The organism is Coleofasciculus sp. D1-CHI-01, assembly GCF_040218875.1.
GTDB lineage: Bacteria > Cyanobacteriota > Cyanobacteriia > Cyanobacteriales > Coleofasciculaceae > Coleofasciculus.
The window spans coordinates 1-24,968 of sequence record NZ_JAVJQP010000037.1 but is presented as its reverse complement, the minus strand read 5'-3'; the positions used below and the strand labels follow the sequence as shown (position 1 = coordinate 24,968).

The 24,968-nt window shown below is 44.8% G+C and carries 15 protein-coding genes and 1 pseudogene; 12 read left to right on the top strand and 4 right to left on the bottom strand.

Annotation, left to right across the window (positions count from 1 at the left end; genetic code table 11):
* The first annotated feature begins 12 nt into the window (after positions 1-12).
* The 5 genes and pseudogenes from RIB93_RS07290 to RIB93_RS07270 all read left to right on the top strand — a co-directional run bounded on the left by RIB93_RS07290 (position 13) and on the right by RIB93_RS07270 (position 9,006).
* Positions 13-144, top strand: a complete 132-nt coding sequence (locus RIB93_RS07290; RefSeq protein ID WP_446371714.1) for a hypothetical protein — start codon at positions 13-15, stop codon at positions 142-144.
* A 291-nt stretch (positions 145-435) separates the two neighbouring features.
* Positions 436-2,559 (top strand): S8 family peptidase, encoded by a 2,124-nt coding sequence (locus RIB93_RS07285; RefSeq protein ID WP_446371712.1) that lies wholly within the window; start codon positions 436-438, stop codon positions 2,557-2,559.
* A 641-nt stretch (positions 2,560-3,200) separates the two neighbouring features.
* Complete coding sequence (locus tag RIB93_RS07280) at positions 3,201-3,788, top strand: hypothetical protein (protein WP_446371710.1); 588 nt, start codon at positions 3,201-3,203, stop codon at positions 3,786-3,788.
* 231 nt (positions 3,789-4,019) lie between these two features.
* The gene (locus RIB93_RS07275; protein ID WP_446371708.1) at positions 4,020-5,114 is read left to right on the top strand and encodes a hypothetical protein; all 1,095 of its coding nucleotides are present in this window, start codon (positions 4,020-4,022) and stop codon (positions 5,112-5,114) included.
* A gap of 277 nt (positions 5,115-5,391) precedes the next feature.
* Positions 5,392-9,006 (top strand): annotated as a pseudogene (locus RIB93_RS07270) (tetratricopeptide repeat protein).
* A gap of 240 nt (positions 9,007-9,246) precedes the next feature.
* Here RIB93_RS07270 and RIB93_RS07265 read toward each other — a convergent pair.
* Complete coding sequence (locus RIB93_RS07265) at positions 9,247-11,460, bottom strand: caspase family protein (protein ID WP_446371706.1); 2,214 nt, start codon at positions 11,458-11,460, stop codon at positions 9,247-9,249.
* Positions 11,461-11,503: 43 nt separating this feature from the next.
* Here RIB93_RS07265 and RIB93_RS07260 point away from each other — a divergent pair, with 43 nt between their 5' ends.
* The 3 genes from RIB93_RS07260 to RIB93_RS07250 all read left to right on the top strand — a co-directional run bounded on the left by RIB93_RS07260 (position 11,504) and on the right by RIB93_RS07250 (position 13,349).
* Positions 11,504-11,767, top strand: a complete 264-nt coding sequence (locus RIB93_RS07260) for a hypothetical protein (protein ID WP_446371704.1) — start codon at positions 11,504-11,506, stop codon at positions 11,765-11,767.
* A 251-nt stretch (positions 11,768-12,018) separates the two neighbouring features.
* A complete protein-coding gene (locus RIB93_RS07255; RefSeq protein WP_446371702.1) occupies positions 12,019-12,834 on the top strand; it encodes a ChaN family lipoprotein in 816 nt (271 codons plus the stop codon).
* A 29-nt stretch (positions 12,835-12,863) separates the two neighbouring features.
* The gene (locus RIB93_RS07250; protein WP_446371700.1) at positions 12,864-13,349 is read left to right on the top strand and encodes a hypothetical protein; all 486 of its coding nucleotides are present in this window, start codon (positions 12,864-12,866) and stop codon (positions 13,347-13,349) included.
* Between the two features lie 444 nt (positions 13,350-13,793).
* Here RIB93_RS07250 and RIB93_RS07245 read toward each other — a convergent pair whose 3' ends face one another.
* The 3 genes from RIB93_RS07245 to RIB93_RS07235 form a co-directional block, all read right to left on the bottom strand.
* A complete protein-coding gene (locus RIB93_RS07245; RefSeq protein ID WP_446371698.1) occupies positions 13,794-14,282 on the bottom strand; it encodes a Dps family protein in 489 nt (162 codons plus the stop codon).
* Between the two features lie 391 nt (positions 14,283-14,673).
* Entirely contained in the window at positions 14,674-14,937 is a 264-nt protein-coding gene (locus RIB93_RS07240) for a ParB N-terminal domain-containing protein (RefSeq protein ID WP_446371696.1), read from the bottom strand.
* A 227-nt stretch (positions 14,938-15,164) separates the two neighbouring features.
* A complete protein-coding gene (locus tag RIB93_RS07235) occupies positions 15,165-17,846 on the bottom strand; it encodes an AAA-like domain-containing protein (RefSeq protein ID WP_446371694.1) in 2,682 nt (893 codons plus the stop codon).
* A 794-nt stretch (positions 17,847-18,640) separates the two neighbouring features.
* Between RIB93_RS07235 and uvrA the strand changes: the two genes are divergently transcribed.
* From uvrA to RIB93_RS07215, 4 genes are all read left to right on the top strand, one after another.
* Complete coding sequence (uvrA, locus tag RIB93_RS07230) at positions 18,641-21,595, top strand: excinuclease ABC subunit UvrA (RefSeq protein WP_446371692.1); 2,955 nt, start codon at positions 18,641-18,643, stop codon at positions 21,593-21,595.
* Positions 21,596-21,877: 282 nt separating this feature from the next.
* The gene (locus RIB93_RS07225; protein ID WP_446371690.1) at positions 21,878-22,048 is read left to right on the top strand and encodes a type II toxin-antitoxin system MqsA family antitoxin; all 171 of its coding nucleotides are present in this window, start codon (positions 21,878-21,880) and stop codon (positions 22,046-22,048) included.
* Between the two features lie 23 nt (positions 22,049-22,071).
* The gene (locus RIB93_RS07220; protein ID WP_446371688.1) at positions 22,072-22,269 is read left to right on the top strand and encodes a hypothetical protein; all 198 of its coding nucleotides are present in this window, start codon (positions 22,072-22,074) and stop codon (positions 22,267-22,269) included.
* 195 nt (positions 22,270-22,464) lie between these two features.
* Positions 22,465-24,333, top strand: a complete 1,869-nt coding sequence (locus tag RIB93_RS07215; protein ID WP_446371686.1) for a hypothetical protein — start codon at positions 22,465-22,467, stop codon at positions 24,331-24,333.
* The last annotated feature ends 635 nt before the right edge of the window (positions 24,334-24,968 follow it).

Here is a 24,968-nt window from a genome sequence, read left to right as displayed (position 1 = left end):
TACTTTCTGAGAGTGCGGTTTGGTGAAATCGATGCCGAATTAGAAAGCGCGATCGCATCCATGTTAGAGTTACCCCATCAAGAGTTGACATCTTTACTATTAACGCTTTCTCGTGAGGAATTATTAGAACGGTTTGCTGGGTAGAGATAAATGCTTGATGATTGGGCAGCATTTACATTACAAGGCGAGTGGAATTAACTCCCAAAATTGTCTCAAACGGTAGGGTGCGTTAGCGCAGCGTAACGCACCGAATTATCGCCATACCGAACCGAAACATGGTGCGTTACGGCGCTCTTATGTGGTGAAATAATATACGTTAATCCTCAAATGCGCCTAACGCACCCTACAATTTATAATAATTCTACTCTCTGACTTGCATAAGCTGCTCTACTCCAGAAGTAGAGATACATCGTAGCGTATACAAGGATACTTAAGATGAAGCGATTTGTATCTGCCATTTTAATCACAGCCTGTTTGTGGAACATTGACAATCTAGGTTCACATCCTCAAGCCTCTCTAGCTCAAACCCAACCCACTGAAACACTATCCTACTCATTCTATGGCAAACAAATTCCCCTAAATCTACGTAACGATGTACTGGCGGTTCGCTTCAAAGCCATTCAGCCGCGAGGGAATCAACCCCTATATTTGCAACTCCAAAATGATTTAACCACAAGGGGAATTCAAGGGCGAGGTTCAATGTTACAATCGAATACAAACTTACAAGTTGATCCTCTCGGTAATCAGTTAGCGTTAGTTCGGATTCCGGCTGGGGCGCGAACCTCTACCCGGTTGTTAAGCAATCAGATTCAACAACAACCTTATGTTGAGGAAACCTTACCCGTTCTCAATCTAGGAGAATCTGAGGATAGGGAAAATGAAGATTTGGTGGTGTTACCGAATGAAATTATCATTAGTTTTGCACCCGAAGCATCTGAAGCCCAGAAGCAACAAGTATTAAAGGAGAAAAACTTAGAGATCATTCGTCCCCTCCGCTTCAGTCAAAATCGCTATGTCGCCCGGTCAAAATCGGCATCAGGGACAGAAATAATCACCGTTGCTAATCAACTCAATCAAGTTAGTGGAATTCAGTCTGCGACACCGAATTTTATTCAAGCAATTTCGGATAACTTTGTTCCCCAAACCAACCGGATTAATTCTAGCCAAGAAATCCTTGATCCAGAGCAAGTGCTGCAACAACGCCTTGCTCGTTTACCTAAGCCCAAAGACACTCCCTTTTCCACCGCGTTATTACCCTTACTGTGGCATCTCGATAGTACACCCAAACGGGGGCAACTATTACCCCGCACCGATATTGGCGCGATCGCGTCTTGGCAAGCCAGCCAGGGTGGGGAAGGAGTTGTGGTTGCGGTGATTGACAGTTTGATCCAGTGGGATCACCAGGATTTAGCCAACAATATTTATACCACAGATCATTATCCCGACAAACTCCCCGGTGAGGTCAAGGGTTGGGATTTTTCCAGTTCGGGACAAGGTGATCCCGATACTCGCTTGAGTCGGAAGGAACGAGATATTATTCAGCCCCATTTTCGGCGTACCTTTGAGCTATCTTGTCAGGAAATGGTGGAAGAGTATAAAAAGATGGCTTTACTATTAGCTCAGAACAATCCTGATGCGTCTGCTTGTGAAAGGGGTAATTTAATTAAACAATACTTTCGCAGTAAGATAACATCTGAATTTCATGGAACCTGGGTGTCTGGTGTAGTCGCGGCTCATTCTCCCGATAAAAGGGGAATTGTTGGAGTTGCGCCCCAAGCAAAGATTTTACCGATTCGCGTCTTTGGATTAAATGGTGAAATAGATTCCGTCTCTTTAATTGAAGCAATTGGCTACGCGGCGGCACGAGATGCTGATGTGATTAATTTGAGTTTAGGAGGATTGATGCCTAATCAAGAATTAACGGAACAAATCTTGAGTGTTTTAGAGGCAAATCCTCAACTGGTAATTGTGGCTTCAGCCGGAAATGAAAATCGGTCTGGAATTAGTTTCCCGGCGGCTATTCCCCAAGTTCTTTCTGTCGGGGCGACGAATATACAAGGTGAGCGTAGTTCCTATAGTAATTATGGCAAAGGGTTGGATATCGTTGCTCCCGGTGGAGATATCAGTCGCAGTTTGAGTGGCGGTATTTTAACCACCGGGGGGACTGGATTATCATCATTATTATGGCAAGGGATAACCAAACCTGACTATGCTTGGGGATATACTCTTGATCCCTTGGGTAACTATGTGCAAGTTCAGGGAACATCCTTTGCTGCACCTGCTGTATCGGGGGTAGTGGCTTTAATGAAAGGGGTGAATAATACCCTGAATCGAGAGCGAATTATGGATGTGTTGGAAGAAACAGCTAGTTATCAGGGATTAACGCTAACGGAAACGGAACAGGAGCTTTATCAAAGTTATCAACAAGCCCGTTTGACTGGGGAAAAACCCGAAGAAATACCAGAATTTTTAGTATTTCCTGAACCCAGTTCCGCCGAGGACTATTTCTTTGGTCGGGGTTTGGTGAATGCAGAAGCGGCGATTCAAGCTGTGCAGTAAGCTATTTGGTATTTAAACCTGAATAACAATAACGGCTCTCATCCTTGTAGTGCGTTTAGCGAAGCCATGCCGCAGGCTTTCCATCTTGCTCGCTAAGCTGTCACGCATTTAAATTGGGAATGGGTAGCGAGCAAGATGCTCGCACTACAAGGATTTCGCTACAAGGATTTCGCAATTCTTGACATTATGGTTTAAATGCCGAACAGCTTACTCATCCCATTGTTTTCGCTACTCATACCAAGTTGCGTTCTATCATGTCATTCTGAGCGGAGCGTGAAGCGAAGCTATAGCGAGGAACGAGCGTCAGAATCTGGACAGATGCTTCGCGTCATTCCGTTTCACTGCATTCTACTCAGAATGACAGATTCTACCCTAGACTACAACTTGGTATCATCCCCAATTTATAGCAACCGCCATAGCGGTTAGGACATACAGCGCTTCGCACTCTTATAGAGTACAGAGGAAAGCGCTATATCTGATGATAGAGACGTTCCGCCGGAACGTCTCTACAACAGTATTGACGAGCGATAAAATAAACAAATTAATCCTAAATTCTTGTTTTTTTATTTAAATATTGTTTAGCATACACTCCAGGATAAAATCATTGTATAACGAACGAAAAACTCCTATCGGTGTGGGGGTTGAATGACAGCAGCTTATGCCGGAACGGGAGTAATGAGAACCAACAACGGCGCAATATCCTGGAAATACTAGCTAACTGGCGCATTAATGTGGGTAGGAGTGAAATGTTAAGTAATGAAGATCGGGAGTTAATTGTGAACTTATCACCAGCATATTTTAAATGGCGGGAAGAGGTTGTCTTAGAAGGCAGGCGGGAAGGACAGCGGCAAATGGTAGAGAGCTTGCTTTTAGAAAAGTTTGGTGAAATCAATGAAGAATTAGCCCGAATTATTGAACCTTTGATGCAGCTAAACATAAGAGAGCGTTCTCAGGCAATTTTACAATTATCGCGTGAGGAATTATTAACGAGATTTCGCTCGGTAATTAGACAGCAAGAAACATTACAGGAAGGTAGACGGGAAGAACGGCGGCAAATCGTGGAAAACTTTCTCAGAGTGCGGTTTGGTGAACTGGATGAAGCATTAGAAGCAATCATCGCACCGATGTTACAGTTACCCCCAGATGTGTTGAGTCGTCTACTGTGTAACTTTTCCAAGGGAGAGTTATTACTGTGGTTTAGCGAGACTTCTGGGCGAGATTTGAGATGAGGTGAAGGGAAGTGAGAAAAAAGATGCTCAATGCAGCGAGCAAGATGCAAAGCCTGCGGCATGGCTTCGCTTAACGCACTACAGCAAGGATTTCGGCATTATTGACATTAAGGTTTAAATGCCGAACAGCTTAACACAGCTAGGAAAGATGAGTGAACAAGAATAAACCTAACAGTTCAGGCAACAGTGAACACAAACCCAAAAAGACAAATAGCCAATGAAAAATAACGAATGACACGACAACCTCATGACCAATTTGCCAAGCAGTATTTAGAAGAATTATTAGCGCCACTGGGTACAGTAGAAACTAGCCGAGATGTATCCAGCGAAGTGCGCCAGGTGGATGTTTGGTTTGTACCTGCATCCTCTCCCTCGACAGATTCTTCTAATCTGGGATTATTGGGTAAAATGGCAGCCACCGCTTGTCTATTTGAACCGTTTCGTAATGCCCCTACTGTAGCCGAAATACACGGTTGCTTATTGAAATTGTATTCGCTGCGGGCTGAACTCTTGAGAAAGGCACGACGAGAGAAACGTTCTGTGTCAGAGGATGAGTTACCTATTTTGTGGATTCTATCGCCCTCTTGTTCTCAACGGTTACTCAACGGGTTTGGTGCCAAGTTAAGTCAGGATGAGAATTGGGGAGAAGGCGTTTACTTCTTACCGGAGTTTCAGAGAACAGCACTGGTAGCGATTAACCAATTACCCGTAAGTCAAGATACACTGTGGTTAAGAGTATTAGGAAAAAGGAGAACACAGCAACAGGCAATTGAGGAGTTACTTGAGTTGCCAAAAGAAAGTCCATGGCGGCGGAATATACTGGAAATACTAGCCAATTGGCGCGTCAATGTGGACAGTAGTGAAAGGTTAAGTAATGCAGATCGGGAGTTAATTATGAACTTATCACCAGCTTATGTTAAATGGCGGGAAGAGGCTGTCTTAGAAGGCAGACAAGAAGGGATTCGGGAAGAACGACGGCAAATGGTGGAAAACTTCCTCCGAGTGCGGTTTGGTGAGATTGATGCCGAATTAGAAGCGATCATCGCACCAATGTTACAGTTAACACCACAAGTGTTGACTCGTTTGCTATTTAGTCTTTCTCGTGAAGAGTTATTACTGTGGTTTGGCGAGACTTCTGGGGTAGAAGAGAGATTCGGCGAAGGGAAGCGAGAAAAGGTGGAAAACCTGCTGAAAGTAAGGTTTGGTGAGGTTGATCAGGAATTAGCCGACAAAATCACATCCATGTTAGAGTTACCCCATCAAGAGTTGACTCCTTTGCTGTTGACGCTTTCTCGTGAGGAATTATTAGAACGGTTTACTGGATAGAGATAGATTCCTGGATAGGTGAAAATGGGGACGTAGAGACGTAGCATGCTACGTCTCTACATTGCATAACCTCAACCTCGTAAGACATAGAGGGTAGTGAAGGCGCACTCAACCCAAACGTGAACGTAAACTGATGCATTACCAAAAGCCAACAGAAAAACGTCAAACCTATTTTCTCAAGCCAACCTTAGCTTCTCGGCAATGGTTGGTTTATTCTTGCCATGCTGTAATCACCATCTTCAGCAGCATTTTCATCGTCGCGGTGGGACAAGATCCGGTGTTATCCCTACCAAAACGCGCTGGAGAGATAGCGCCGATAAGGATCGCCCAAACTGACAAACGCGCTGAAGCGGAAAGACTGTATGAGGAGGGATTGCAACTGTTTGAACAAGGGACAGCCGAATCACTGCAACAAGCGATCGAAAAATGGGAAACAGCGCTTCCTCTGTGGCGTGAGGTGGGGGATCAATCAAAAGAGGCTTTTATTCATCTGATACTGGGTAGAACTCATGATTTATTAGGATTCAGCCAAAAAGCGCTGGATTATTATAATCAAGCCTTACCTCTTTATCGAAAACTCGAAGATCGCGCCAGGGAAGCAATAACCCTGAATAATATTGGTTTGGTCTATCATGAGTTAGGAGAAAAACAAAAGGCATTAGAGTACTACCAACAGGCTTTACCCTTATTCCAGGCTGTAGGCAATCGTGTCGGGGAAGCAACAACTCTAAATAATATTGGTGGTGTCTATCATGAGTTAGGAGAAAAACAAGAGGCATTAGAGTACTTCCAACAGGCTTTACCCTTATATCAGGATGTGGGCGATCGCGCCGGAGAAGCAAACACCCTGAATAATATTGGTGGTATCTATCTTGCCTTAGGAGACTACCAACAAGCATTGGAGTACATGCAACAGGCTTTACCCTAATCCCAGGCTGTAGGCGATCGCGCCGGAGAAGCAACAACCCTCTCTAATATTGGTGGTGTCTATTCTGACTTAGGAGAGAAACAACGGGCATTAGAGTACTACCAACAGGCTTTACCCTTATCCCAGGCTGTAGGCGATCGCGCCCTTGAAGCAACAACCCTCTCTAATATTGGTACTGTCTATTCTGACTTAGGAGAAAAACAACAGGCATTAGAGTACTATCAACAAGCTTTACCTTTATTCCAGTCTGTAGGCGATCGCGCCGGGGAAGCAAACACCCTGAATAATATTGGTGGTATCTATCTTACCTTAGGAGACAACCAACAAGCATTGGAGTACTTCCAACAGGCTTTACCCCTATTTCAGGCTGTAGGCGATCGTGCCGGAGAAGCTTCAATCCTGAATAATATTGGTGGTGTATATTCTGATTTAGGAGAAAAACAACAGGCATTAGATTACTATCAACAAGCTTTACCCTTATCTCAGGCTGTAGGCGATCGTGAAGGGGAAGCAAGAATCCTCTCTAATATTGGTGGTGTATATTCTGATTTAGGAGAGAAACAACGGGCATTAGATTACTACCAACAGGCTTTATCCTTAATTCAGGCTGTAGGCGATCGCACCGGAGAAGCAGTCACCCTGAATAATATTGGTCTGGTCTATTCAGACTTAGGAGAAAAACAACAGGCATTAGACTACTATCAACAGGCTTTACCCTTAAGACGGGCTGTGGGCGATCGCGCCGGAGAAGCAGCCACCCTGAATAATATTGGTGGTGTCTATTCAGACTTAGGAGAAAAACAACAGGCATTAGACTACTTCCAAGAGGCTTTACTCTTAATCCAGGCTGTGGGTAATCGCGCCGGAGAAGCAGCCACCCTGAATAATATTGGTGATGTCTATTCTGATTTAGGAGAAAAACAACAGGCATTAGACTACTTCCAAGAGGCTTTACCCTTAATCCAGGCTGTGGGTAATCGCGCCGGAGAAGCAACAACTCTGAATAATATTGGTCTGGTCTATTCTGATTTAGGAGAGAAACAACAGGCATTAGCGTACTTTCAACAAGCTTTACCTTTATTCCAGGCTATAGGCGATCGCGCCGGGGAAGCAAACACCCTGAATAATATTGGTGGTATCTATCTTGCCTTAGGAGACAACCAACAAGCATTGGAGTACTTGCAACAGGCTTTACCCTTATCCCAGGCTGTGGGCGATCGCGCCGGGGAAGCGAATACTTTGTTCAATATCGCCTACGCAGAAAGAAGCCGAGGAAATCTCCAACAAGCGTTGACTCAAATGCAAGCCTCGATTGATATTATTGAAGATTTACGGACTAAAGTAGCTAGTCCTGAACTACGCCAAACCTATTTTGCCACTGTACAAGGTTATTACCAATTCTACATCGATCTCCTGATGCAATTGCATCAACAAAACCCGGATCAAGGCTACGATAAACAAGCCTTCCATATCAGTGAACGTTCTCGCGCCAGAACTCTATTAGAATTACTCACCGAAGCCAATGCCAATATTCGAGAAGGTGTAGATCCTGACTTACTCCAACAAGAACAAACCTTAAACGCCAAACTCGATGCAACGGAAAAACAACGGATTGAAATCTATAGTAATCCGGAATCTACCCCAGCCCAGAAAACCGCTATTGAACAACAACGACAACAACTTTTAGCTGACTATCAACAACTGCAAGACCAAATCCGGGCGACAAGTCCTCAATATGCCGCCCTGAAATATCCCCAACCCCTAACCCTTGAACAAGTTCAACAACAGATTCTGGATGAGGATACTATTTTATTACAGTATTCATTAGGAGACGATAATAGTTATCTCTGGGCAGTAACCAAAGATGGCTTGACCAGTTATCAACTCCCTCCCAGAGATGAAATCGAAACTTTCGCCCGCCGCTTCTATAACCTGTTACAAATTCCCGGTTATGAAATTGGCAATCCCAGAGGCATTGCTAAAGTTGTTCCCCGTGATAACTTAAATTCTGTGGCACAACTGAGTGAACTCCTCTTCGGACAAGTGGCTGAACAATTAACTAAAAAACGCATCGTCGTTGTTGCAGATGGGGCATTACAATACATTCCTTTTGCTGCTTTAGCCACTCCCGAAACTGCCGATACCGATACTCCTATCCCCCTAATCAATCAATACGAACTGGTCAACTTACCCTCCAGTTCCACCTTAGCCATCCTTCGGGACCAAATTAACGGACGTCAGAAAGCACCCCAACAATTAGCGATTCTGGCTGACCCCGTTTTCACGGATAATGATAATCGCCTCAAAAATGCCTCAAGCCGAGGCACAGAACCGGATTTAAACCAACTGTTACTCAACCGTTCTGTTCGCGTATCTGACGTTGAATTAAATCGCCTCCCCGGAACGCGCACGGAAGCCGAAGCGATTCTCAATTTAGTGTCACCAGAGACACAAACCAATGCGTTTGACTTTGATGCCAATCGTGATTTTATCGATAATTCCCAACTGAGAGATTATCAAATCATTCATTTAGCCACTCACGGAATTCTCAATAGTGAAGCGCCCGAATTATCGGGTGTGGTGTTATCCTTAGTGGATAAACAAGGGAATCCCCAAAGTGGCTTCTTGCGTCTCCATGATATCTTTAACCTAAATCTGCCAGCGGAATTAGTCGTATTAAGTGCTTGTCAAACGGGATTAGGAGAAGAAATTCGAGGCGAAGGATTAGTGGGGTTAACGCGAGGGTTTATGTATGCAGGTGCGCCGCGTTTAGTTGTGAGTTTGTGGAATGTGGATGATGCAGCAACGGCGGAGTTTATGACGCGATTTTATCAATTAATGTTGAATGATGGGTTAAAGCCTGCCCAAGCGTTGCGGGAAACTCAGTTACAAATGCAGCAGGAAACTCAATGGAAATCGCCCTATTATTGGGCAGCGTTTACATTACAAGGCGAATGGAATTAACTAAAAGTAGGGTGAAATCTTAACCGCAACATGGTGCGTTACGGCGCTTACAGCAGTTTGCTCTGCTATGCGGTACATTGTCGATCCCCCTAAATCCCCCTTAAAAAGGGGGACTTTGATCTACTGTACTGGACTGACACAGCTAAAATTGTGGAATAGATTTGACGTTTAAACTGGGCGCACGCCGTGCGCCCCTACAATGCTAATCCACCAATTAAGGTGTGCCACGACACTACGGCATTAAACCACGTTAAACGTAATCGAAAGCGCTGCCATTTGTGAGGTACGAATCCTCCGCCTTACTCCCACTTGTGCGCCTCGACTAACATCATCAACTAAATCATTAATTATCTCCAATGAGTCCTCTCCCCGCGTCGAAATCATCCCCTTTTTCCCTCTGGCAATACTACGCAGTTTGAGCAAGGCTTTAGTTAAGGGTTGATCACTGGCGACAATTAACACTTCACCCAAGCCAGCCTCTTCAGCTACCAAGACAAATTCATCTTTATTCGGATTCGGAATTGACAGCGTTTGATTCGGCTGAATCCGGGTAGCATTATCCGGATCTTGCCGTGCGTTTTCCTGCAATTCATTGGGGAACAACACGGTAATTCCAGCCGTTGGATCAACCAGCATAATTCCCAAATGTAAATCCTGCTCTTCCCGATTCGTGACTCGAAACTGAAACGCATCTCCCACCGATAATTGATGACTCAGAAGTTGCCCAGATTCGCTGCGACTCCCTAACGGTTGACATTTACTATCATCTTGACGACACCCCCGTGGTGTAAAGGCTTGGGCAATAATTTCGGGACGATTTTCTAAACCCATTGTTACCTCTAAATTTAGCCGCGAGGATTCAGCATTGAGTGTCATTCGCATAATTCGCGCCGCTAGCAGAGATTTCAGTTTCCCCTGTAACCGTTCAATTCCCTGAGTCACCGTTTCTCCCGATATGCCAAAGGAATCGGGAATCACGTCTAAGGCGGGAGAAAATAAGCCTAAACTATCCACAGGGGGCATTTTTTCTGGTGTGTCTGATGACAATTGCTGCTGATACTCATCGGTCATCCGACTGAGAATATAATGCACATCTACCGGATAGGGAAACTCTCCTGGTTGGGGAAGAATCGGTTGAATCCGTTTTAGGGATTCCAGTTCAGTTTGGGCTGTTTCTGTCTCCTTGGTTAACGACGGATCAAGTCCAATATGGAGTTTCCAATCACTGGGAATCGTGCGGGCAAATTCCTGTAATAATTCTCCCGGTTGAACATTTCCTTCGGCTTTGGCTTCAGCAATTAACCCGTTGCGTGAGATTAATTCAACTTTGGGCGTTTCGCCACGACTGCGGAATGGGGGGGTAAAAATAGAACCCTCAGAAATCGCCTCTAAACTCTCTTGGGAAATACCCCCTAACCAAACTTGTACCCGATTATTTTCCACCGTTGTCACCACACCTTCGGCGGGGAGAGTTTTGGGTTCTGTGAAATAAATCGGTTCTCGTTGATGGCGACTATTCGGCGGAACCTCTACCAAGGGGATTTGGGTAGACAGGAATCGCATATCCCGTTCAATCCCCGCGATCGCACTTTCCACATCATGGTTGTTCTGCCATAATGTTTGGGTGAGTAGATAGGTAAAAGCTCCCGCATAAAACCCGGGAAAGGGATAATCTGCCGCGAATTGTTCCCGTTGGGCTGAGGCAATCACCGCGCCAGTGGCGACGCCTTGCTGATACAATTTGATAAAGTCTTCAGGGGATAGATTCAGTCGTTTCAGCCATTGTTGTTGATACTCGACTTCTTCGGGACTGATCCGAAAATCCATCCCCCCAGGAATCGCCCGGATTTTCACATTTCCCCGGGTTCCGCCCCCAGAATGACAACTATCCAGCACCACAGTAACGTTGTCGGTTTTCTGCTTCAGGGCGAACATGAGTAAAAATAGGGTATGTCCAGTAATTTCATTGACGATACCATCCTCGGCTTGCCAATGTTCATCCGCAGGAACAAATGAACTATTCAGGGGATAAGTCGGATCAATGGGATTGGGATCAAAGACTTGTGAACCATGTCCCGAAAAATGAAACACTACCACATCTCCGGGTTTGGCTTGCTGAATTAAATGGGTTTCAAAGGCGGTTAAAATGCGATCGCGAGTCGCCTCGGTATCCGTAACCATTTTAATATCCTCCGGCTGAAACCCGAACCGATGAATCAGGAGTTGTTCCTGTAAGCGAACATCATTGACGCATCCAGAGAGGCTAGTAAAGCGATCGCTATTCGTGGGATACTTGTTTATCCCCACTAACAGAGCGAGTTTGCGGGGAGTGCTTTGGGCTAAGACTTTGCCATAGCGTAAGGATTGACGCTGTAAATCCAGGTGGTTTAAACCGATGGTTGCTAAAGCCGAGGTAGCAAATTGGATAAACTGACGACGCTTCATAGATGTCATAAATTCATGATCATAGCGATATATCTCTCAACTTGACGGGGTAATGCAGAATGATGTTGTGGGAAAATACAAGTTAACCTGTCATGCATTTAAATTGGGTATTAGTAGCGAGCAAGATGCTCAATGTAGTGAGCAAGATGCTCAATGTAGTGAGCAAGATGCTCAATGTAGTGAGCAAGATGCTCAATGTAGCGAGCAAGATGCTCAATGTAGCGAGCAAGATGCTCAATGTAGTGAGCAAGATGCTCACACTACGTCAAGGATTTCGCCATTATTGATATTAAGGTTTAAATGCCGAACAGCTTAACCTGACAATGCGCCTAACGCACCCTACAACGATGAATTAGATGACAGATTGAAGATGTCCCCGGATTGACGTGCGACTATAAAAATTGTAAGATTTCAAGCATGGCACAGCTAAAACAGTGGAATCAATTGTAGGTTATTTTGACGTCAGGAAATCTCAGAAAATATAGGCTAAAGCCCTTACTAAGAACCCAACTCTGCGCTTGGTCTTTGGGTATCGTTTGCTTCTGTACCCCCCCGGCTGGCGCTCAAATGCCTTATCTGCTGGCACAGGCGAATAATCAACCTGTTGAGATGCAGTTTGAAGCATCTCCAGAAACGATTATTCAGGAATTGGTTAAAGCTGATGTCGTTTATCTAGGGGAAATTCATAGTAATCCTGACGACCATAAAGCTCAACTCGACATTCTGCAAGCCCTTTACCAAGAAAATCCCAAAATTGTCCTGGCGATGGAAATGTTCCAGCATCCTTATCAGGATATCCTGGATCAATACTTAGCTGGACAACTTACAGAAACTCAATTGATTGAGCAAACAGAATATGAACAACGCTGGGGATTTCCCTGGGAATACTATGCCCCCCTATTACAGTTCGCTCAAACCCATCAACTGCCAGTTTTAGCACTAAATACCCCCGCAGAAATTAGCCGTAAAGTTGCCCGGAATGGCTTAGAAAGTCTCACTATTGACGAACTTAAGCAGATTCCCCCCCTGGACGAAATTCGCACCGATAACGCCGACTATCGGCAAATGGTTGAAGCGGTCTATAATCAGCATCAACAGGCAGGTCATGGTAATAGCGATCGCTTTGAGCGATTTTTCACGGTTCAGGTGCTATGGGATGAAACCATGGCAGATGGGATTGCTGATTTTCTCACCGCTAATCCAGATTATCAAGTTGTCGTGATTGCGGGTAGGGGTCATATTGTCTATGGCTATGGTATACCCAGCCGAGTCGCCCGTCGCCTGAGTTATCGTCCCTTAATTCAGCGTTCGGTGTTGTTCGGTATACCGGAAGGGTTGGAAAAAAATAGTGCGATCGCAGATTTCTTTTGGCAACCTCGCTAATATTATCAAAGAAGCACGTTGCTGTTAACATGCAATACCTACCCGATTTAACCAACCGTTTGCACTATCAAGGGATTTATCCCTGTCCCATCTGTCGTGTGGGTCAAATTCAAGGGATGCCATTAATGGATGCGATGGCTTGTGAAGCCTGTCGTCATATTTTCGTGGCTGACTTAGAACAGCAATTATTGAAAATGACCGATAGACAGCCTCCCCTCACCTGGCGTTGGAATGGCAAAAACTGGGTAGGGGCGCATCTCCAAGGCGTTGAATGGGGATGGATGACTTGGATTTTTGCGGCGGCGTTTGTGATACTACCCACCACGTTAATTGGCGTAGCTGCCTACACCTTCCCGCCAACGCCCGGTAGTCGCTTGGCTTGGCTACCCCTGGCTTGGACAGGATTAACCTTTTTCTTCCATTTTGCCGTTATTGTTTGGCTATTAATGGAGTTTTATCAGTTTCCCCTGCGAGTCTACTTGCGAACTCGGCGGCGGCGTTTGCTGAGGCGTTAATAACTCAAAAGGCAGAAGGCAGAAGATTGCAGCCCGACATAATAGGAAGGGTCAATTGTAGGGGCGGGTTTAGGAACAATTGTAGGGGCGGGTTTAGGAACAATTGTAGGGGCGGGTTTAGGAACAATTGTAGGGGCGGGTTTAGGGACAATTGTAGGGGCGGGTTTAGGAACAATTGTAGGGGCGGGTTTAGGAACAATTGTAGGGGCGGGTTTAGGAACAATTGTAGGGGCGGGTTTAGGGAATCAATTCAGCTACTCACCAATAACGGAACAACAAAACCCGCCCTCCCTCACCGATAAGTGAACAACAAAACCCGCCCTCCCTCACCAATAACGGAACAACAAAACCCGCCCTCCCTCACCAATAACGGAACAACAAAACCCGCCCTCCCTCACCAATAACGGAACAACAAAACCCGCCCTCCCTACCAATAATGACCGATTAGTTCAACATACTCCGCAGCATCCAAGCGGTTTTCTCATGAGTCCGCATCCGTTCGGTTAACAAGTCAACGGAAGACTCATCATTCGCCCGTTCAGCCGCCGGAAACGCCTCCCGCGCTGTTCTTACCACGGCTTCATTGGCTTCTACCAGTAAACGTACCATTTCTGAGGCTTCCGGAACCCCACGGGTTTCTGGAATCGAAGAGAGTTCGGCAAATTCGCTATAACTACCGGGGGCTGGATAACCGATGGTGCGAATCCGTTCAGCAATATCATCCACCGCTACCGCTAATTCAGTGTACTCGGTCTCAAACATATTATGCAGCGAGTGGAACATCGGTCCAGTTACGTTCCAGTGGAAATAGTGTGTCTTGAGGTAAAGGCTATAGGTGTCTGCAAGCAGGCGAGACAATCCTTCGGCAATCTCTTTGCGGTCTTGTTCTGAAATACCAATATTGACGGGCGCAGATTTATCAGCAGTTTGCATAGTGGTCTCCTAATTTGCTCCAAAATAACGTTAACAGAAAAGCTGGTATAGTTCCTTATTTAACAGAGTTCCACGGAAATAAATTAGCCAGTGTGACGCCTAATTTGAGTGAACGACTAAGCTGTCATGCATTTAAATTAAGTATCAGTAGCGACCAAGAGGGTCAATGTAGTGAGCAAGATGCTCACACTACTACGAAAAGGATTTCGCAATTCTTGACATTTGACATTAAGGTTTAGTTTAAATGCCGAGCAGTTTACACCCTTTATCCTGTTGATCAAGGCATCTGGAACTACTTTTCGCACACCAACCGTTAATCTTAAACTATGAGCGATCAGTTACATATCATCCTAAAGTATGAACTGTTTTCGTCTAACAAAAATGAGGCTTCTCAGGCTAAATGTCGCATTAAGACGGCACGAGGGGCGCGGCGAACCCGGCATTTAATCGTTTCTTTACCCAGGCGCTGATGTGCCTCAAATCGATGACACCCAGAGAATCCGTAATACTCTCCATCAACTTCGAGTACATCAATGGGTTCTCTTAATCCTTCTTCCTGGATGGACTTCATCAACTCCAGCACCTTCTCGGCGTCGTTTTCTCCGGGAAGAGGACGGCGAATTTGCTGTAGCGGAATTTCTCGAATCTCAACCATCGTGCCAATAACACCTCTGCTCTTAAATGTTTACCCATAAATCATACTCGTTATGAGTTTGACTTGCAACTTGAGGATAAGGGAAGGGAGATGGGGCGGGTTTAGTCGTATCTGGGTGAGGAAAGAAACGATAATAGTCAAACCCGCCCCTACACACGCACCAGGCTTTCTTGATTGAAGCGAAGGGTCAAAACATTCCCTGTTCCCCGTTCCCTAACATAAGACAATTATTTTTGAATCCGAGACAGATCCATATTGCCAAAATTGACAAAAAAGGCAACATTAAGATTTTCTAGAGACTGAACCAACCAAAAAATATTATTAATTGTTTGACATTCGTAGTGATTGAACAAAATTGAAAATCGCTTTTCTAAATCAGGTTTAACTTTGCCACACAGCAGAATGATTTTAAGCAATAATCCCGTTGTGCGAATCGACCCCATATTAGAAATTAAATCAATAAAGACATAGTGATTGGGATGCTGAGGACTGCTAACTAAGAAACTCAGTAATTGACTACAGGTTCTCAGCAATAAAAAATCGTTGATCTTCTTAGAATCGCTATCCGGCAAGGTGTTTTTGAGATGTTGCGCTAAACGCTGATTGAATTGATGTTTACCATAAGCGGGTTCAATTGCCGCTATTAGGTATTCATACAAATCAGCTTTAAAGGCACGATAAGAGCGCGTTTGATTACTTTGCTTGAGAAAACGTTGGGCTAAGTCTCGGTAGGTGTAAGCCCCTTCAACTTTGCCCATAAATTGCTTCAGGGCGAAGTAGAGTTCGCGATCGCTTAACAAAGTCGGATTGGGTACAGGTTGCACCAGAGTAGTGTCTGAGGTGGGAGTTTTGCTGGACGCCAGTCGCACTCGCCGGATCAAATAAGTGACATATTGAGAGAGATTCATTTCTAATTGCCATTGACGTTGAGTTTGAATGTGGCGGATTGTTTGCTGGTGTTCGTAGGAACTATCTGAACTCAGCAAGGCGTGGGTGTATAAATAGGGGTATCGACAAATCAATTGTCCTAACGCGGGATTGGAGTCTTGGCGATCCACATCTGCGGTGTGATCAACAACTTTGACCAAGCGTTTTAGGGTTTGAAAGTCTTCACTTTGAGTAAATACTTGCAAGAGTTGTCGCAATCGCTTGGATAGTCCCGATGTCGCCTTAATTGTCCCGGGTTGAAAGGGTTTTTCAAATAATGCCACCAATTGCGCGATCGCATTATCGTGGTTGGCTTGCATTTGCCATCGGTTGATCAGGATATGGCAGCACCGATTGAGAATATGGGTAAAGTCTTGATGGCGGGGATTAGCGAGAATAATTCGGTGGAAGGCAGCGATAATGTCAGGTTCGGCGTAGTTTTTTGCGGTAATAAATAGTTGATCAAATCGTTCGATGAGTTGCTGGGGAGATTCTCGTCGTACCCAATAGAGCAAATGATCATATAATATCTGCTCGTCGGCACTCAAGGAACGCGGCGGAGACGTTGGTAAGAAGTCTGGAGGGGTAGGTTGTGGAGAGGGTTTTCTTGTCGATGTTGTATCTAATTGTTTCTGGGGGTTGCGGTTTCCTCGATAAGAACTAGCGATAATCTGCTGACGACTCGCATGTAGAAATTGGTAGTCCTTTTGATTTAAGCGTTTCCCTTTTGCCCAAACTGAGGCTTGTTGTAATTGATTTCGGTTCAACAAATAAGACGTATCCTGACACTCACTGGCAAACCAAGCCATCATCGGCGAGTGATACGGGCGCAGATTATTTAGGGCGTTGGTTACCCAATCCCGATTAAAGATAGAGGCGTAGATGCGGTTATAGACTCTCAGAACAGGCTGGGCGTATTTCTGTCCGATTGGCTGTTTCACCACTAATCCCGATAGGCGTAATTCTCGTTGTTCTGGACTATTATCGGCGGGGATTTCTCCGTGATCGAGAATTTGCTGGTAGAGTGTTAAAAGTTGACGGGTACTGGCACAGTTAGGTAATAGGCGATCGCGAATGGTTTTTAGGTGTTCGGGTTCATCCTTGGCTTCCCAGTTGTCAATGATGTGCGATCGCACCAACTGTTCAATCCACACGCTAATTTGGGATTTATCTTGGGGAATCTTCGTGGGTAACCAGAGTTCAGCTTGGTGTAGGACAATCTGACACAGCTTTTGGGTGAGAAAGGGTTTACCTCCTGTCCAGGTTAATATTTCCTGGATAATGGCGGCAGAATAGTTAACATGGGTGGCTAATCCTTGGGCTAACGGTAAACATTCATTTAATTGAAACCCTGTCAGTTCAATTGCCCGACCAATATTAAACGGGGTGCTATGTTTATCTTGAATTAACTCTGAGGGAGTGGCGGCACCTAACAGGGCAAATGTGAGGCGTTGGTAGGCAAGATTATCGGCACGACTATCATAACAAGCACGAATCACGGCTAAAAAGTCATCGACGCGAAAGTTTAAGTTGAGAACCGTATCAATTTCATCAATAAAAATAACAATCGGTTGCGGAATCGCCGGGAGGAGGATGCGTTCAATAAACTCACTGAAGCGTTGTACGGGCGAAAGGAAATCGCGATCGCGCCACCATCGACGCAAGTTAAATTGTTGGGTCAGATTGAAACTAATCACCAAACGACGGACTAAACCAGCATACCATTCCTCTGGGGTGAGATGTTGGCAACCAATCTTAGTCAAGTCAATCGCCGCACAAGCAAATCCTTCCTCCTGTAAGCGGCGCATGGTTTGCACCCGCAAGCTAGATTTCCCCATCTGTCGGGAGTTGAGGACATAGCAGAAATCCCCTGCCCTTAACCCGTTGTAGAGTTCAACATCTGCCTGTCGCCACACATAAGTGGGGGAATCGGCGGGTAGGCATCCGCCAAATTGGTAGTTATAGGCTAAGGTGGTAGTCATATTCAATGCCCTGACGAAACGCTGCATCGGTAGAAACCGGGTAGAGCGAAGTAATAAAAAAAGGGGTTACACCCCTCAGCGTAGACTATTTTTAAGCGGCTATAATAGCTTTTTCCGAGTCTTGCCGACAATATTCCATGCTAGATGCACTTGAACCACCCTCTGGAATGACACGACATATTGTACCCCTCAATAAGCTGTCATGCATTTAAATTGGGAATGGTAGCGAGGGTGTGAGTGCGTTAGTAGTATTTTCGTGTACTATCACGTACCTCAACCGAACCGACAACTTATTCCACAATTTTAGCTGTGCTAAGCTGTCATGCATTTAAATTGGGTATTAGTAGCGAGCAAGATGCAAAGCCTGCGGCATGGCTTCGCTAAACGCATTACAAGGATTTCGTCATTATTGACATTAAGGTTTAAATGCCGAACAGCTTACTCCATTAGTCGTCAGAAGAACCCTTTTTCCTTAACAGATATTCAAGGGTTTAATTTTTCGGACTTTTTCCTTTTATTCGGGATGTAGTTTTTTGTACTTCAAGTTGAAGTGCGGAGTCTGGGCTTTAATACACATAAGTTGAGTTAACAACCCAACTTCTCATCCGAAATCTAGAAACCTGCGAAAGTCGGGGCGGGTTTAGTCACATCCCTTGTGCAACCGAAAAGATAGTCGTAAAACCCGCCCCTACAGAGACACCACATACCGTGAAAAGCAAAAACAACGCCCCCCTCACAACCAATGGCAGAGGCAACGCTAAGATCATCAAGGACTATTACCCGCCATTGCCCTCATGTCTGATCCAACCCCGATCTCCTCCAACCCTACCCCATCTCTCAATGGAAACCAACCCCCTAGCCAAAACACCATCCGCATCCGGGGTGCTAGACAACATAACCTAAAAAACATTAACCTCGATCTCCCGCGCGATCGCTTAATCGTCTTCACAGGCGTCTCTGGTTCCGGTAAATCCTCTCTCGCCTTCGATACCATCTTCGCTGAAGGACAACGCCGCTACGTCGAATCCCTAAGCGCCTATGCGCGTCAATTCCTGGGACAATTGGATAAACCCGATGTAGACGCCATTGAGGGCTTAAGCCCTGCGATCTCCATTGACCAAAAATCCACGTCCAATAATCCCCGTTCCACCGTGGGTACGGTTACCGAAATTTACGACTACCTGCGCCTATTATTTGGTCGCGCTGGAGAACCCCACTGTCCGATCTGCGATCGCAATATCGCCCCCCAAACTATTGACCAAATGTGCGATCGCGTTATGGAAATCCCAGATCGCACCAAATTCCATATCCTCGCCCCTGTCGTTCGAGGCAAAAAAGGCACACATAAGAAACTACTCTCCAGTTTAGCCGCTGAAGGATTTGTTCGCGTCCGCATCGATGGCGTGATCCAATCTCTTTCTGATCCAATTGAATTGGATAAAAATTATACCCACACTATTGAAGTGGTGGTTGACCGCCTGATCAAAAAGCCAGGACTCCAAGAACGTTTAACCGATTCTCTAGCCACCTGTCTCAAGCTTAGTAGTGGAATTGCGGTAATTCAGGTATTAAATGATTCAACCGCCGTCCAAACTGACTCAAAGTCTATACCGACTGACGAAAAAAATGCAAGGTCTTCCGAGCCACAACTCCCCCAAGAAATCGTCTTTTCCGAAAACTTTGCCTGTCCCGAACATGGCGCTGTCATGGAGGAATTATCCCCCAGACTGTTTTCCTTTAACTCCCCCTATGGCGCATGTCCTCACTGTCACGGATTAGGCAATTTACGCACCTTTTCCCCCGAACTCGTTGTCCCCGAACCCAGTCAACCCATCTACTGTGCGATCGCGCCTTGGTCGGAGCGAGATAATTCCTATTACTTGTCCCTACTCTACAATATCGGACAAGCTTATGGCTTTGAACTGGGGACACCCTGGCAGAAACTAAATTCCGAACAGAAACAGGTGGTTCTCTATGGCGCGGATAATCCAATTTGGATCGAAGAATATAACGATTACCGCCGCTATCGGGGGGTACTTCCGATTCTGCAAAAGCAATATGACGAAACCAGTTCCGATACTTATAAACAGAAACTCGAACAATATTTAGTTGATCAACCCTGTGAAGTCTGTAAAGGGAAACGATTAAAGCCAGAAACCTTAGCGGTACGGCTGGGACAGTATCGGATTACGGATTTAATTGAGGTTTCCATTGGTGAAAGTCGCCAACGGATTGACCAATTCCAACTCTCATCCCGTCAGGCAAAAATAGGTGAACTTGCCCTCAAAGAAATTAAAGCCCGATTGCAATTTCTCTTAGATGTCGGCTTAGATTATCTAACTCTAGATCGGGCGGCGATGACCCTTTCTGGAGGAGAAGCTCAACGAATTCGCCTGGCGACTCAGATTGGTGCAGGATTAACGGGGGTTTTGTATGTATTAGATGAACCGAGTATTGGGTTACATCAACGAGATAATGGGCGGTTATTAGCCACCTTGCAGAAATTGCGGGATTTAGGGAATACCTTAATTGTCGTTGAACACGATGAAGAAACCATTCGCACGGCTGATTGGATTATTGATATTGGTCCCAAGGCGGGAATTCATGGGGGCGACATTGTGGTTCAGGGAAATTTCACGGAATTACTCAATAGTGAAACCTCGTTAACGGGAGCCTATTTATCCGGACGTCAGAGAATTGAAACACCAGGGGAACGGCGGGAAGGTAACGCGCGATCGCTGGTTCTCAAAAATGCCCACCGAAATAACCTCAAACATATTGATGTAGAGATTCCATTGGGGGAATTAGTTTGCATTACTGGGGTTTCCGGTTCCGGGAAATCTACGTTAGTGAATGAACTCCTTTATCCAGCGTTGCAACATCATCTCAGTCGAAAGATACCCTTTCCAAAAGAGTTAAGTAAGGTCAAGGGATTAAATGGCGTCGATAAAGCGATTGTCATTGATCAATCCCCAATTGGTAGAACCCCGCGTTCTAATCCCGCCACCTATACTGGGGTATTTGATGTGATTCGCGGACTCTTTACTGAAACCATCGAAGCCAAAGCCAGAGGGTATAAAGCTGGACGGTTTTCATTTAACGTTAAAGGGGGACGCTGCGAAGCCTGTGGCGGACAGGGCGTTAATGTAATTGAAATGAATTTCCTCCCCGATGTTTATGTGCAATGTGAGGTTTGTAAAGGCGCAAGATATAACCGAGAAACCTTACAGGTGAAATATAAGGGATATTCGATTGCTGATGTTTTAAATATGACAGTGGAGGAGGCGCTGGAGGTATTTAAGAATATCCCCCGTGCGGTGAATCGGTTACAAACTCTCGTGGATGTGGGGTTAGGATACGTACATTTAGGACAACCTGCACCTACGTTATCCGGAGGCGAAGCGCAACGGGTGAAATTGGCGACGGAGTTATCGCGACGGGCGACAGGAAAGACGTTGTATTTAATTGATGAACCGACAACGGGATTATCGTTTTATGATGTCCATCATTTATTAAATGTGTTACAGCGATTGGTGGATAAAGGGAATTCGGTGTTGGTAATTGAGCATAATTTAGATGTGATTCGCTGTAGCGATTGGGTGATTGATTTGGGTCCTGAAGGGGGAGATAAAGGCGGAGAAGTGATTGCGGTGGGGACACCGGAAGATGTGGCGGAGAATGAACAGTCGTATACGGGGATGTACTTAAAGGAGGTGTTGAAGCAGTATCCGCCGCAAATTAAGCCCTGAACTAAAGTTCGGGCTAAAAGCTTAAACCCGTTAAAACGGGTTCAAAGAGTGCATGTCAACGCCAGTAGGTTGGGTTGACGAACGTAGGCGAAGCCTTCTCGTACTCCTTTGGAGTTCCCGAAGGGTAGAGTAACCCAACGAGAGTGGGTTAGCATGAACATTATGTCAAACCTGACATGCTCCCGGTTCAAAGACTTTCCCAGTCATCAAAAAAGAAGGTAAATACTAATGATTTGTTTGATTGACCAGCATGGTAAAACCTAGCCTGGTATCGTTACTGTCATGTTACAGCGAGATGAGTGTATTGTAATTCTAAAAGGTGTACCAGCAGATGTTTGTTATAATTGCGGGGAATATTATTTGAGTGATACGGTTACTGAGCAAGTATTACAACGTGCCGAAATAGCTATTAACAATGGTGCTGAGGTAGAAATACTGCGTTACGCGGCGTAGAATCAATCTAATCAAGGAATATCATGATAGATCAATTTGGAAAGGATAAAAATTCAGTATTTTTTCCTGAAATAGAAAAAATCAACCAAGCATTGGCTAAAGCTGTGCAAGATGCTTTGTTAAAACACAAACAAGCGGGTAATCCAGTGGCTATTTGGCGTGATGGGAAAGTTGTCTGGATATCTCCAGAGGAGATTTTGGCAGAGGAAAATAATCTGTGACTATTTCCGTACTTCAGACTAAGTTGCAGTCTAAGGTAAAATCTGTCATGCTGAGCAGAATGCAGTGAAACGGAATGACGCTCGCGCATTTGTCCAGATTCTCGTATCTCGTTCCTAGCTTCACGCTTCGCTCTTCCTAGACATGATAGAACGCAACTTGGTATCAGTGTTGACTAAACGCAGAAGGAATTTAAGATGAACCATGAGCATCAAACACGGGTAGAACACTTTGCTACCCTTAAGTCTAAGTACAAAGCCACCGACTATGAAGACTCATCCCCCGCGAGTCTGTTGTATCTCATCCTACGAAAAGCTGACTTGGGAATTCAGATCATTGAGGTTGAGGTAATTTGGCTCATAGATCATCAACTTTTGCAAACACTTAAAGTTGTCCGTGAGCAATACAGACAGAGAGAAAAAGAACTTAAACAACTAGAAAATGAATTTGAACAGTTAACATATAAGTATACAACAACAACGTTCCATGGTTACTGGAAATCAACGCCGCTTTACTTTATACTTAGGAGACTGGATTCAGGAAATAAGCTAACGGGTTCAGAAATTAAATGGCTGCAATATTGTGGTTATACCGAGATAATTACAATCGCTAAAGAGATAGAACACTTTGCCAAATTGAAAGCCAAGTACCAAGCTACTAAAGATAAAGATTCATCCCCTGATAGTCGGCTATATGGAATTTTAAAACGACTGGATAATAAAGAACGGTTACATGATTCAGATATTACCTGGCTGAACGAACAGGAATTATTTGAAACCTTGGCAATTTTCCAGCAACAAGAAACGGCAAACCAAGCTGAATTTGCTCAACTTAAGGATAAGTACAAAGCGACTAAACACTCAAATTCATCTTTATCCAGTCCGCTGTATCTCATTCTAAAAAACCTTGAGACAGATCAGCCGTTGAGTACGTCAGAACTAGACTGGCTGGAGGCGAATCAACTGATTGAAACCCTTGATATTGTTCGAGAGTTAGAACAGAAGCGACACTTTGTTGAGCTGAAGGCAAAGTATAAAGCTAGCCAATACGAAGATTCATCACCCTCTAGTCACCTGTACAAAGTCCTAAAAAAAATTGAATCAGAACATCCGCTAGGCGAGCCGGATATTAACTTTCTGAAAAAGCGTAAATTGACGGATACAATTACTATTGCTCAAGACAAATACGCAGCGACGCTAAAGTCCAAGATTGAATTAGGAGATAAACTGGAGGAGTCCGAGGTAAATTGGCTGAAAGAAAATGAACAGGAGAATATAATTGCGATCGCGCAAGCTAAACACTTTGCGACTCTCAAGTCTAAGTATGATGTCTCGGACTATCAAGATAAATCTCCCTCTAGCCCTTTATACGCGATTCTGCAAAAGCTTAAAAAAGCAGAACGCTTGGAACCAACGGATGTCGCTTGGCTTGAGGAGAATAAAATTAAACGTCATCAATCGAACTATGGTTATTATGGGGGGCGAGAGGAAGGATATAAACTATTCTCTGGAAAGATTTGGAATACTTACCACAAAATTGAAGCTAAGTTTTACGAACAAGAGTACCAGCGCACTGGCAACAAATGGAACTTGCCCAATGCTAGCAGTCATTGGCGTAAGGCAGATCAACCCAAACAGGCATTAAAACTGACAGAAAACCTCAACTTTGACAAAATTAAAGAAAATAAGCTTAAATCAGCATTACTAACCACTAGGGGTGGAGCCTTTCGAGACATTCATGAATTAAAGAAAGCTGAGAAATGTGCGCTTAAAGCGATTGAGTATCAGCCAAGTAGCCATCACCCTTATACCTTAATGGGTGCAATTTGTTTTGAAAGGGGGCAGTATTCAAAAGGAGAGGATTGGTTTGAAAAGGCAATTCAACGGGGGGCTTCTCCCAGAGATCAGGATGCTGAGATGAAGCGAGTCGTTAAAAATGCTAAAGATGAGAACAAGCGCCGCGAAGTTGTGGAATATTTGCTTAAAAAAGATCCACAACGGTATGCTTGGGCTAAGTCTTATGAGAAAAAGTCTAAAAAGAAAGGAAAAGGACAAGGTAAAAGATAGCTTGCGCCTAAGGTGTTCAGTTTGTGCGATCGCGCATTATTTTTGGGCATCTTCTGTAGGGGCGGGTTTTACCACAAACTTATGTCACTCACCATTTACCTATATAAACCCGCCCCGCTCCCATCCCAGATGTGACAGGTTTATTATATTAGTAGGATATCCTAAATGTGAATTAAATCCACCCAGGGAAACCTGCGATCGCGTCTTTCCCTGTCATCTGGGTAGGGTTATTTTTTCCCCGATTGGGGTGGAGAGGGGGCGGGTTTAGATAGGTTATTCCCAGAAACCGTTACGTTGGTTGTAAAACCCGCCCCTACAAAATCTACTACGTCGGCAAAATTCAACCATCAACCCTGGAAAATTGACGGATTGTAATAAATTGTTCGCGATTTATTTGATGGGTGGGGTATGCTAAATTTTAATCATATCCACGCTGAGATCGTGCAATCGCCCATTGTAGGGGCGGGTTTTACCACAAACTTATGTCACTCACCATTTACCTATATAAACCCGCCCCGCTCCCATCCCAGATGCGACAGGTTTATTATATTAGTAGGATATCCTAAATGTGAATTAAATCCACCCAGGGAAACCTGCGATCGCGTCTTTCCCTGTCATCTGGGTAGGGTTATTTT

What these genes read in the sequence shown, in the direction of transcription:
- RIB93_RS07220 (WP_446371688.1), top strand. Translation starts at nt 22,072, where the DNA reads ATGATAGATCAATTTGGAAAGGATAAAAATTCAGTATTTTTTCCTGAA.
- RIB93_RS07255 (WP_446371702.1), top strand. Translation starts at nt 12,019, where the DNA reads ATGCCTTATCTGCTGGCACAGGCGAATAATCAACCTGTTGAGATGCAG.
- uvrA (WP_446371692.1), top strand. Translation starts at nt 18,641, where the DNA reads ATGTCTGATCCAACCCCGATCTCCTCCAACCCTACCCCATCTCTCAAT.
- RIB93_RS07250 (WP_446371700.1), top strand. Translation starts at nt 12,864, where the DNA reads ATGCAATACCTACCCGATTTAACCAACCGTTTGCACTATCAAGGGATT.
- RIB93_RS07275 (WP_446371708.1), top strand. Translation starts at nt 4,020, where the DNA reads ATGACACGACAACCTCATGACCAATTTGCCAAGCAGTATTTAGAAGAA.
- RIB93_RS07285 (WP_446371712.1), top strand. Translation starts at nt 436, where the DNA reads ATGAAGCGATTTGTATCTGCCATTTTAATCACAGCCTGTTTGTGGAAC.
- RIB93_RS07245 (WP_446371698.1), bottom strand. Translation starts at nt 14,282, where the DNA reads ATGCAAACTGCTGATAAATCTGCGCCCGTCAATATTGGTATTTCAGAA.
- RIB93_RS07260 (WP_446371704.1), top strand. Translation starts at nt 11,504, where the DNA reads ATGCAGAATGATGTTGTGGGAAAATACAAGTTAACCTGTCATGCATTT.
- RIB93_RS07240 (WP_446371696.1), bottom strand. Translation starts at nt 14,937, where the DNA reads ATGGTTGAGATTCGAGAAATTCCGCTACAGCAAATTCGCCGTCCTCTT.
- RIB93_RS07215 (WP_446371686.1), top strand. Translation starts at nt 22,465, where the DNA reads ATGAACCATGAGCATCAAACACGGGTAGAACACTTTGCTACCCTTAAG.
- RIB93_RS07225 (WP_446371690.1), top strand. Translation starts at nt 21,878, where the DNA reads ATGTTACAGCGAGATGAGTGTATTGTAATTCTAAAAGGTGTACCAGCA.
- RIB93_RS07265 (WP_446371706.1), bottom strand. Translation starts at nt 11,460, where the DNA reads ATGACATCTATGAAGCGTCGTCAGTTTATCCAATTTGCTACCTCGGCT.
- RIB93_RS07235 (WP_446371694.1), bottom strand. Translation starts at nt 17,846, where the DNA reads ATGACTACCACCTTAGCCTATAACTACCAATTTGGCGGATGCCTACCC.